The following is a 10,358-nucleotide window of genomic DNA, read 5'->3' on the forward strand; positions in this document are numbered from 1 at the left end:
GACCCAGGAGTCCCCCTCGGGTCGGAGCAGACCGAGAGGACCGAGAACCGCCGTGGAGCCCGTCCCCATCGTGAACACCCTCACCCCCTCGCAGGCCGCCGGCCTCGGCGCCGCCCGGGCGCCGATCCCCTGGCGGGCGTACGCCCGGCTGGCCAAGCTGGACATCTACGACTACTACCTCAGCGTTCCGCTGCTCGCCGCCCTGGCCGGACCCACCGGTTGGGCCGCACCCGGGCGCACGTCGGTGGTGCTGCTGCTCGTCCTGCTCGGACAGGTGACGCTGACGGCGGCCCTGGTGACCTTCGACGACGTGACCGGCTACCGCGACGGCAGCGACGCGGCCAACTACGGCCCCGACGCCCCCGCGCGCCGACTCGCCCGCAAGCCGCTGGTGACCGGAGCGCTGACCGACGGGCAGGCCGTGCGCTTCGGCTGGCTGGCCCTGGCGGCCTGCGCGGTCAGCTGGGCGGGCGCGCTCGCGCTGGCGCCGCACCGCCCGGCCTGGGCGGTGCTCGGCGTCGTGCTCTGGTTCGCCCTCGGCTTCCAGTACTCCTGGTGGCTGAAGCTCAGCTACCACGGGCTGCAGGAGGTGTTCATCGCCGCGCTCGGCTGGTTCTTCGTGCTGCCGTTCCACGGGCTGCTGACCGGGCAGGCCGGCGGCCTGGCGATCGTCCAGACCCTGCTGTTCGGCCTGGGGCCGCTGCTCTTCGGCGTCTACTCCAACATCAACGACATCCCCGGCGACCGCTCGGTGGGCCGGCCGACCGTGGCGGTGCTCACCTCGCCCCGCGGCAACGCGCTCTTCGTCGCCGCCGTCAGCGCGCTGGAGACCGTGCTGATCGCCGGTGCCGCGGTGTCCGGCCTCGCGCCCTGGTGGTTCCTGCCCGCCATGGCGCCGGTGATCGGGCTGCGGGTACGGCAGTTCGTGCTGGGCATCGGCCGCGGCGACATCCTGCGGGCCCGGCTGCTCGGCGTCCGGATCCACCGGCTCGCCGTCGCCCTGCTGGTCGCCGTCGACCTGCTGCTCGACCTGGGAGCCGCCGCATGAGCGCCCCCGATCCGCGCTTCGACTGCGATGTCGCGGTGGTCGGCGCCGGGATCGCCGGGCTCGCCACCGCCTTCCGGCTGCGGCAGGCCGGGCTGTGGGTCCGGGTCTTCGAGGCCCAGGACCGGGTCGGCGGCCGGATGGCCAGCAGCCGGCGGCTGGGCTACCTGCTCGACGAGGGCGCCGAGACCATCGCCGGCCGGGGCTACGAGGCCACCTGGGAGCTGATCCGCGCCGTCGGCATCCGCCGCAGCGAGGTGGCGGTGGTCAACGGCGGCTTCGCGCTCTGGCGCCACGGCCGGGCGCACGCCCACCTGGGCCACCCCACTGGCCTGCTGACCGGTGCCGGGATGTCCTGGCGCGGGCGGCTGGCCTGGCTGCGCAGCGCGGTGGAACTGCTCGGCCGAGGCGGCGAGTTCGACCCCGACCACCCCGAGCGCACGCCACTGGGCGAGCTGACGCTCAGTCAGTACGCGGCCGGGCGCCACCCCGAGCTGCTCGACGCGCTGCTCCAGCCGGTCGCGGGCCACTGCTTCGGCTGGCGGCCCGAGCGGTCGGCGATCGGGCCGATGCTGGCCAACTTCCTGGCGGTCGGCGGCGTCGGTGCCCGGTGGATGACCTACCGCGCCGGGATGGACACCCTCGCACGGGCGCTGGCCGCCCGGGTCGACGTCGCGGTCGGCTGCCCGGTCCGCGCGGTGACGCCGGAGGCGGTGGGCGCCGCGGTGCACTTCGCCGACGGCGCGGTCCGCACCGCGCGGCACGTGGTGCTGGCGGTCCCCGCGCCGGTCGCGCTGGCCCTGCACCCCGAACTCCCCGCAGACGAGCGGCCGTTCCTGGCGGCGAGCACCTTCAGCCCGATGCTCAAGGTGGCCTGCCTGCTGGACCGGGCGCTGCCCAGCCCCACCCGCAGCCCCAGCTACACGCTCTCCGTCCCCGCGACCGAGAACAGGGTCTTCGCGGGTGCCATCCTCGACCACCTCAAGGCGGACGGTCGCGCGCCCCAGGGCCGCGGGCTGGTCAGCCTGTTCGTCGCCCCCGGGGCCGGCCCCGAACTGTTGGACGAGCCCGACGAGCGGGTCGTCTCGGTCGCCCTGACGGAGGCCGAGCGCTACCTGCCCGGGCTGCGCGCGGCCACCACCGCCACCTTCGTGCACCGCTTCCGGCACGGCCTGCCCGAGGCCACCCCGCAGGCGCTGCGGCTGCGCCGGGCCTTCCTGGAGCGGCCACTGCGGTCGGTCGAGTACGCGGGGGACTGGGTGATGGCGCGCCCCAGCAGCGAGGGCGCCGTCCGCTCGGCGCGCTTGGCGGTCGAGCGGATCCTGCGGGGCGCCGGGGTGCCGGCGGCCGCGGCCTACGCCTAGCGCCCTTCCCTTTCGGGGCTTCGCTCGCCCTTCGCCAGAAGCAACGCGGGAAGTCGGCGGAGTCGACTTCCCGCCACCCAATCCGCCTCAGGGCGCCGGGCGGTCGAGGCGAGTTCCGCGCAAGCCCGTAATTAATATCCATTCATCGGAATTGATCGGCACTCAGTTCGAAGAATCGGGGCACTCGCGCAGCAACGCGCCCACCCGTTTCGAGTACTGCCAGACAATCAGTTACGCTGTGCAGCGTCATGATTACGAGTTGACCCCGGCGGTGCGCCAACACCCCGGGGCCCGGCACCGGAGCACAGACACTCCAATGCACATTCATCGTAGCGCGCACGCGCGCTCGTTCACGGTTCTGCCCAACGCGACCCTCCAGGACCGCAGCCTGAGTTTCACCGCCCGCGGTCTCCTCGCCGATCTGCTCTCCCGCCCGGACGGCCACCGCGAGGACGGTCGCCAGATGGCCGACACCAGCCCGCAGGGCCGCGGCACCGTCCGCCGCGCCCTCAAGGAACTCACCGCAGCGGGCTACTACCGCGTTGACACCGTCCGCCTCCCCAACGGCACCCTCCGCTCCGAGGCCCACGTCTTCGACACCCCGCAGCTGGGTCCACCGACTGACACCCACCCGGAACCCGGTGAACCCGACCCCGGCCCGCCTGACACCCTTCCCAAAGAACCAGGGAACAAAGAACCCTCCCTCCCCGACCGCCTCCACATCGCGCTGCAGGTCCTGCGCCGCGTGCTGCGCTCCGAACCCCGCCTGCGCCTCGGCGAGGCAGAGGCTCTGACCCTCGCTCCGCTCGTCGCCCGCTGGCTCGAACGCGGCAGCACCGTCGCGGACTTGGCCCGTGCCCTGCTCCCCGACCTGCCCGCCTTCCTGCGCTCGCCGGTCGGCATCCTGCGCAACCGCCTCGAACGAAAACTGCCCCCGCCGCCGTCGGCACCCCCGCCACCGCGCCTCACCGAGTGCCCCGCCTGCCACGACCCGATCCCCGTCAACGGGCCCTGCCGCTCCTGCACCGGCCTCGCCCGACCCCGGGTAGCGGTCGGCCTGGGCGCGGCGGTCACCGCGGCGGGGGCCGCCCGCGCCCGCGCGGCCATGCTGGCTACGTGCGCACGCTGACCTGAACCACGGCATGGCGCCCGCTCGTTCGCCACGCTTCGTCCGACCCGTCCAACCTGCTGACCGTTGCTTCATCCATGCCCACGATCACGTCCGACTTCAAGGTCCGCAGCGCGGCGACCGACGACGGGAAGCAGCCCGCCACCTCGCCGAACGCCGTCGTCGGCGGCCACAGCTGATCACCCACCAGCCGACGGTAGTTGAGGTCGCCCTTCATCACCGTCATCACTGCCGCGCCGAACTCCGCCGCGAGGTCGGCGGGCATCTCCCGGTACGGCAGGGGCGCACAGAAGAACGCGTGCGTTCGGACGTCCAGCTCCCCACCCCGCATCGCCTGCCACAACCGCCGCCCGACCTCCCGCGCGGCATCCGGCTGTGCGTTCCGCAGCCGCTCGACCGTCGCGAGCACATCGTCCATCGTGGCGTCCGAGACGAAGTACGGCTGCGGCTTCACGTACAGCACCACCCGCCCGGCCAGCCCTTGCCTCAGCAGGAAGTCGATCAGCACCAGGTCCGGCAGCAGCTCCCGGCCCGCATTGTCCGCCACCAGGCACACCAGTCCACCCGGCCGGTGCTTCAACTCGGCCCACAGCAGCGCCCCTTCATCCACCAGTAGCTCGGACGCGCCGGCCCCGGCCACCCCCGCAGTGATCTGAAAACTCAGGTCCGCCCGGTTGCCCCACAACGCGGATGCCACCAGCACCTCCGCCTGAAGCCCGTCCAAGTCCGCCAGCGCGGCCAACTCTTCGTCGACCGACGCCCCGCCCAACTCGGCAGCCTTGAACGGCGCGAACGGATCCACCCCGCGCCAGGCGCCGGCCCCGAAGTACCCGGTGGCCTCCAGCAGCCTGCGGTAGAAGTAGCTCTCCGCCCACAGGAACGGCGCTTCACCCCAGGGCCGCCCCCACAGTCCTTCGCCCCACGCCAGCCACTGCGCCCCGTCCTGGGCACTCTCGGGCAGCGGTTCGAGCACCCCCGAGGTGCTCTCGGCGAGCAACTGTTCCACCCGCGCCCGCTCGCCAGGCCCGTACGGCAGCGCCCTGAGCACCCGCTGAACCAGCTCGGGGTGGCGCTCGTGGAACACACTCCAGGCGAACGACCCAGGGACATTGCTACGGATCACCGGCGCGGTTGGCACGTGGCACTCGACCTCTCTCGGCGTGAACAGGCGGCCCACCGGCAGGCAGGCGACCGAAGTCAGATTCTGCCCCTGGCATCCTCTCGACCTCGGCACCCCGCCGACAGCGCTTCTCCGTGGTGACCTGCGCAAAATGCGGCGATCCGCCCGGCGTTCCGTCACTAGACTGCGATCCCTGTTGCGTGGTCCATCCGCAGCTTCCTTGAGAGGACGGTGTCCAGACCCATGCGCTGGTCCCAGTTGTACGTGCCCACTCTCCGGGAGGACCCGGCGGACGCCGACGCGGTGAGCCACCGCCTGCTGGTGAGGGGAGGGTTCGTCCGGCAGCTGATGGCCGGGCACTACTCCCTGCTGCCGCTGGCCGTGCGCGTCCGGTCCAAGATCGTGGAGATCATCCGCGAGGAGATGACCGCGATCGGCGCGCAGGAGTTCGTCCTGCCGGCCATGCACCCGGCCGAGATCTGGCAGCGCAGCGGCCGCTGGGAGGTGATGGGCGAGGAGATGTTCCGGCTCAAGGACCGCAAGGGCGCGGACATGGCACTCGGCATGACCCACGAGGAGATCTTCACCGTCCTGGCCCAGGAGCTGCGCTCGTACCGGGACCTGCCGCAGATCTGGTACCAGTTCCAGACCAAGTTCCGCGACGAGGCGCGCCCCAAGAGCGGTCTGCTGCGGGTGCGCGAGTTCACGATGAAGGACTCGTACAGCTTCGACCTGGCGCAGGAGGGCCTGGACCGCTCCTTCGACCTGCACAAGGCCGCCTACGAGCGGATCTTCGCCCGGCTCGGCCTGCCCGCGATCGCCGTGCAGGCGTCCAGCGGGAGCATGGGCGGCAGCGCGTCGGTGGAGTTCATGAGCCCCTCGGAGGCCGGCGAGGACCTGGTGGTCCGCTGCCCGAGCTGCCGGTACGCCGCGAACACCGAGAAGGCCACCTCCGCCCTGGCCGCGGTGGCGGACGGCCCCGGCCTCGACGCGCCCGAGCGGTTCGACACTCCGGACGCCCGCACCATCGACGAGCTGACCCGCCTTCACGGGGTTCCGGCGGACCGCCAGATCAAGACTCTCGTCCTCGTGGTCGACAGCCGGCTCACCCTGGTCGTGCTGCGCGGCGACCACACCCTCGTCGAGCAGAAGCTGCTCGACGCCCTGGCCGCGACCGCCGTACGGCCGGCTACTGCGGAGGAGATCCAGGCCGCGCTCGGCGCCTCGCCCGGCAGCCTCGGCGCGGTCGGCGTCACCGGCCTGCCGATCCTGGCGGACGAGGCCCTGCGCGGCCGCACCGACATGACCACTGGCGCCAACACCGACGGCGTCCACCTGCGCGGCCTGTCGGTCGAGCGGGACATCGCGGTGCAGCACTGGGCCGACCTGCGCGAGGTCGTCTCCGGCGAGCCCTGCCCCCAGTGCGGCACCGCACTGGAGGTCGTGGTCACCATCGAGGTGGGCCACATCTTCAAGCTCGGTCGCAAGTACACCGAGGCCCTCGGCGTCACCGTGGCCGGCCCCGACGGCGACCGGGTGACTCCGATCATGGGCAGCTACGGCATCGGCGTGGAGCGCGCGCTGGCCACGATCGTGGAGACCCACCACGACGAGAAGGGCATCGTCTGGCCGGCTGCGGTCGCCCCCTTCGAGGTGGCCGTCGTCATGCTGAGCACCACCGACGAGACCGTGACCGAGGCCGCCGAGAGCCTGTACCGGCAGTTGCGCGCCGAGCGGGTCGATGTGCTGCTGGACGACCGCGACGAGCGTCCCGGCGTGAAATTCCGCGACGTCGAGCTCATCGGTATCCCGTACCGGATCACGGTCGGCGCCCGCGGCCTAGCCGAAGGCACGGTGGAGCTCACCACCCGGGCCACCGGCGAGACGCAGCTGGTGCCGGTGGGTGAAGCGGTGGAGCACCTGCGGAAGCGGCGAGAAACTCGGATGAGCGCGGACGGGTAACGCGCCTAGGCTTCCCGGCATGACCCCCAACGCTCCGCAGAGCCCCGCCGGCGAGACTACGCCTACCACCGAGCTGCCGACCCAGTACGCGCCGGCCGAGGTAGAGGGTGCGCTGTACGAGCGTTGGGTGGAGCGGGGGTACTTCGAGGCTGACGCCAGGAGCGAGAAGCCGCCGTACGCCATCGTCATCCCGCCGCCGAACGTCACCGGCTCCCTCCACCTGGGCCATGCCTTCGAGCACACGCTGATCGACGCCCTCACCCGGCGCAAGCGCATGCAGGGCTACGAGACGCTGTGGCAGCCCGGCATGGACCACGCCGGCATCGCCACCCAGAACGTCGTCGAGCGTGAGCTCGCCAAGGAGGGCCGGTCCCGGCACGACCTGGGCCGCGAAGCCTTCGTCGAGCGCGTCTGGCAGTGGAAGGCCGAGTCGGGCGGGCAGATCGCCAGTCAGATGCGACGCCTGGGCGAGGGCCTGGCGTGGAGCCGGGACCGGTTCACCATGGACGAGGGCCTGTCCCGTGCCGTCCGGACCATCTTCAAGAAGCTCTACGAGGACGAGCTGATCTACCGCGCCGAGCGCATCACCAACTGGTGCCCGCGCTGTCTCACTGCCATCTCCGACATCGAGGTGGACTACCAGGACGACGACGGCGAGCTCGTCTCCGTGCAGTACGGCGAGGGCGAGGACGCCGTCGTCGTCGCCACCACCCGCGCCGAGACGATGCTCGGTGACACCGCCGTCGCCGTCCACCCGGACGACGAGCGGTACCGGCACCTGGTCGGACGCACCATCAAGCTGCCGCTGACCGACCGGAGCATCCCGGTCGTCGCCGACCGGCACGTCGACCCGGCGTTCGGCACCGGCGCCGTCAAGGTGACCCCGGCGCACGACCCGAACGACTTCGCCATCGGCCAACGCCACGACCTCGACCGCATCGAGGTCCTCGACGAACGGGGCATCATCACCGTCCACGGCCCCTTCCAGGGCCTGGACCGCTTCGAGGCGCGCTCCGCGATCGTCGCCGCCCTGCGCGCCGAGGGTCGGATCGTCGCCGAGAAGCGCCCGTACGTCCACTCCGTGGGCCACTGCTCACGCTGCCGGACGACGCTGGAACCCCGTCTGTCGATGCAGTGGTGGGTCAAGGTCGAGACCCTCGCCAGGGCGGCCGGCGACGCGGTCCGCGACGGCCGGGTCACCGTCCACCCGGCCGACATGGCGCAGCGTTACTTCGACTGGGTCGACAACCTCAACGACTGGTGCATCTCGCGCCAGCTGTGGTGGGGCCACCGCATCCCGATCTGGCACGGCCCGAACGGTGAACTGGTCTGCGTCGGCCCGGACGAGCAGCCGCCCTCGGGTGAGGGCTGGACGCAGGACACCGACGTCCTGGACACCTGGTTCTCGGCCGGCCTGTGGCCGTTCTCCACGCTGGGCTGGCCGGAAGAGACCCCGGAGCTGGCGAAGTTCTATCCGAACTCCGTCCTGGTCACGGGCTATGACCTGATGTTCTTCTGGGTCGCCAGGATGATGATGTTCGGCCTGTACGCGATGGACGGCCGGCCGCCGTTCCACACGGTCGCGTTCCACGGCATGGTGCGCGACGAGTTCGGCAAGAAGATGTCGAAGTCTTTCGGGAACGCGGTCAACCCGCTGGACTGGATGGACAAGTACGGCTCCGACGCGCTGCGCTTCACCCTCGCCAAGGGTGCCAACCCGGGCGTCGACGTCCCGATCGGCGAGGACTGGGTCCAGGCCTCCCGAAACTTCGCCAACAAGCTCTGGAACGCGACCCGGTTCGCGATGATGAACGGCGCGACGGTCGAGGGCGAACTCCCGCCCGCTTCTGCGATGTCGGCGGCCGATCGCTGGATCCTGTCGCGCCTGAACCAGATCGTCGCCGCGGCCGACGTCTACTACGACGACTACCAGTTCGCCAAGCTCGCCGACGCCCTCTACCACTTCGCCTGGGACGAGGTCTTCGACTGGTACGTCGAGCTGTCCAAGACCACGTTCTTCGGCGGCGGTCAGCAGGCCGAGGTCTCGGCGCGCGTGCTCGGCGAGGTTCTCGACGTCACCTTGCGACTGCTCCACCCGATCGTCCCGTTCGTCACGGAGGCACTGTGGACCACGCTGACGGGCCGTGAGTCGGTGGTCATCGCCGACTGGCCGAAGGACTCGGGGTTCAGCGACGCCGCCGCGGAGCAGGAGATCGGGCTGGTCCAGCAACTCGTCACCCAGGTCCGCCGCTTCCGCTCCGACCAGGGCCTCCAGCCGGCCCAGAAGGTCCCGGCCCGCCTGGAGCTCGGGGACACCGCCCTGGCCGCGCACGAGGCCGCCATCCGCCAACTGCTCCGCCTCCAGCCGGAGGGCGAGGACTTCACCCCCACCGCCACCCTCCCCATCGCCGGCGCCGCAGTCTCCCTCGACCTGTCGGGCACCATCGACCTGGCCGCCGAGCGCAACCGCCTCACGAAGGACCTGGCCGCGGCGGAGAAGGAGAAGGCCCAGTCCGAGGCCAAGCTCGGCAACGGTACCTTCCTGGCCAAGGCCCCGGACGAGGTGATCGCCAAGATCCGCACCCGCCTGGCGAAGGCGGCGGAGGACATTGACCGGATCAAGGGGCAGCTGGACAAGCTGCCGGTGGAATAGAAGGCACGCTCGATGAGGGGGCTCAGATCACGGGATCTGATCCCCCATCGGGCCGTCCGCCCTCGAACCGGGCTACCCGTTACGACGAGGAGGGGACCGTACGGCCGGTGACGGCATGTCCCTCAGCCGCCGAGCAGGCCTGCGTGAGACAGGCCTGGACCGGCACGTACAGGCAGTAGGGCACGTACTCGGCCATCGGCCGCTCCTGAAAACTGACGGTGTGGGGGATGCTGGTGTCTGCGTCAAGATTCAGCTGCGTCGACTGATACTCGACAGAGATCAGGACCGGCGAGCCAACTCCCGCTCGATCGTCTGGGTCACCTCCGGCCAAGGCACCTGCATGGCTGACACACTGCTCCAGAAACCATGACTTTCCCTCACCAGCGCGCTCACCCCCAACGGCGCATCCATCGGCGACACCTCGGTCAGCAGTCGGCGAAGGACTCCGCCGGCGCCTCTCGACGCCGGATGAATCCCGCTGCCCACCATCAGGGTTGCGGTGCGGATGGCATCGAGAGTCTTACTCGGGCAGATGCTGGCGAATGATCCGAAGACCAGATGGGGCCATGACTGCCGGGTGCGGGCCCAGGCGAGCCGTTCGAGTCCGGACCCTAGGTCCACGGCCATGCAGCTCGGATCTATGGCATTCCACAGCAGGACGATGTCTCCGATGGGTAGGTCAATATGCCGAAAGTGCAAGGTGATGCCCTGGACCTCACGACGTGTCCACACGGTTGATCGACCATGAATGGCAAGGTGGCGTGCGTGGAGGCCGATCGAGGAGAGCAGGGAGAGCCAATGATCGAGGATCTCACCGAACTCATCCTGCCTGGCTACTGGTTCAACGCGCGATACGTTGACGAATGAGGTCAGGAATCCTTCTCGCAGGTTTCCGCTTGTGTCACGAGCACCAGTAAGTCTGACTACCGGCTGGGGAAGATATCCCCGGCGGAAGACATATGGCTGACGATCTTTCAGAAGGGGGTCCAGGGCTTGCACTGCGGATATCGTCAGCTCAGTATCGCGACCCCAGCGCAGCGGGAGGGGTCGCGCTCTCGCGACGCCGTAGGAGTGAAAGCTGGCCT

The 10,358-nt window shown here is 70.6% G+C and carries 7 protein-coding genes; 5 read left to right on the forward strand and 2 right to left on the reverse strand.

Annotated elements, in window-relative coordinates; translation table 11 throughout:
- The first annotated feature begins 52 nt into the window (after positions 1–52).
- From C7C46_RS12610 to C7C46_RS12620, 3 genes are all read left to right on the forward strand, one after another.
- A complete protein-coding gene (locus C7C46_RS12610) occupies positions 53–1,048 on the forward strand; it encodes a UbiA family prenyltransferase (protein WP_245984377.1) in 996 nt (331 codons plus the stop codon).
- A complete protein-coding gene (locus C7C46_RS12615; RefSeq protein WP_110668847.1) occupies positions 1,045–2,409 on the forward strand; it encodes a protoporphyrinogen/coproporphyrinogen oxidase in 1,365 nt (454 codons plus the stop codon). The genes C7C46_RS12610 and C7C46_RS12615 overlap by 4 nt, the downstream gene beginning before the upstream one ends.
- 316 nt (positions 2,410–2,725) lie before the next feature.
- Positions 2,726–3,538 (forward strand): hypothetical protein, encoded by an 813-nt coding sequence (locus tag C7C46_RS12620; protein WP_110668849.1) that lies wholly within the window; start codon positions 2,726–2,728, stop codon positions 3,536–3,538.
- Here the strand turns inward: C7C46_RS12620 and C7C46_RS12625 are convergent.
- Positions 3,522–4,715, reverse strand: a complete 1,194-nt coding sequence (locus tag C7C46_RS12625) for a damage-control phosphatase ARMT1 family protein (RefSeq protein ID WP_245984378.1) — start codon at positions 4,713–4,715, stop codon at positions 3,522–3,524. The two genes, C7C46_RS12620 and C7C46_RS12625, sit on opposite strands and share 17 nt — an antisense overlap.
- Before the next feature lie 186 nt (positions 4,716–4,901).
- Here C7C46_RS12625 and C7C46_RS12630 point away from each other — a divergent pair, with 186 nt between their 5' ends.
- Both C7C46_RS12630 and C7C46_RS12635 read left to right on the forward strand, forming a co-directional pair.
- Complete coding sequence (locus C7C46_RS12630; RefSeq protein ID WP_110668851.1) at positions 4,902–6,620, forward strand: proline--tRNA ligase; 1,719 nt, start codon at positions 4,902–4,904, stop codon at positions 6,618–6,620.
- 19 nt (positions 6,621–6,639) lie between these two features.
- Positions 6,640–9,273 (forward strand): valine--tRNA ligase, encoded by a 2,634-nt coding sequence (locus tag C7C46_RS12635; RefSeq protein ID WP_110668853.1) that lies wholly within the window; start codon positions 6,640–6,642, stop codon positions 9,271–9,273.
- A gap of 279 nt (positions 9,274–9,552) precedes the next feature.
- On the opposite strand, the gene C7C46_RS12640 is transcribed toward C7C46_RS12635, so the two are convergent.
- Positions 9,553–10,272, reverse strand: coding sequence for a hypothetical protein (locus C7C46_RS12640; protein WP_245984379.1), 720 nt, complete (start codon positions 10,270–10,272; stop codon positions 9,553–9,555).
- Positions 10,273–10,358 lie beyond the last annotated feature (86 nt).

Origin of the sequence: Streptomyces tateyamensis (assembly GCF_003205575.1) — a bacterium.
GTDB lineage: Bacteria > Actinomycetota > Actinomycetes > Streptomycetales > Streptomycetaceae > Kitasatospora > Kitasatospora tateyamensis.

Coding starts and splice junctions, on each gene's coding strand:
- C7C46_RS12615 (WP_110668847.1), top strand. CDS start 1,045: ATGAGCGCCCCCGATCCGCGCTTCGACTGCGATGTCGCGGTGGTCGGC.
- C7C46_RS12620 (WP_110668849.1), top strand. CDS start 2,726: ATGCACATTCATCGTAGCGCGCACGCGCGCTCGTTCACGGTTCTGCCC.
- C7C46_RS12630 (WP_110668851.1), top strand. CDS start 4,902: ATGCGCTGGTCCCAGTTGTACGTGCCCACTCTCCGGGAGGACCCGGCG.
- C7C46_RS12635 (WP_110668853.1), top strand. CDS start 6,640: ATGACCCCCAACGCTCCGCAGAGCCCCGCCGGCGAGACTACGCCTACC.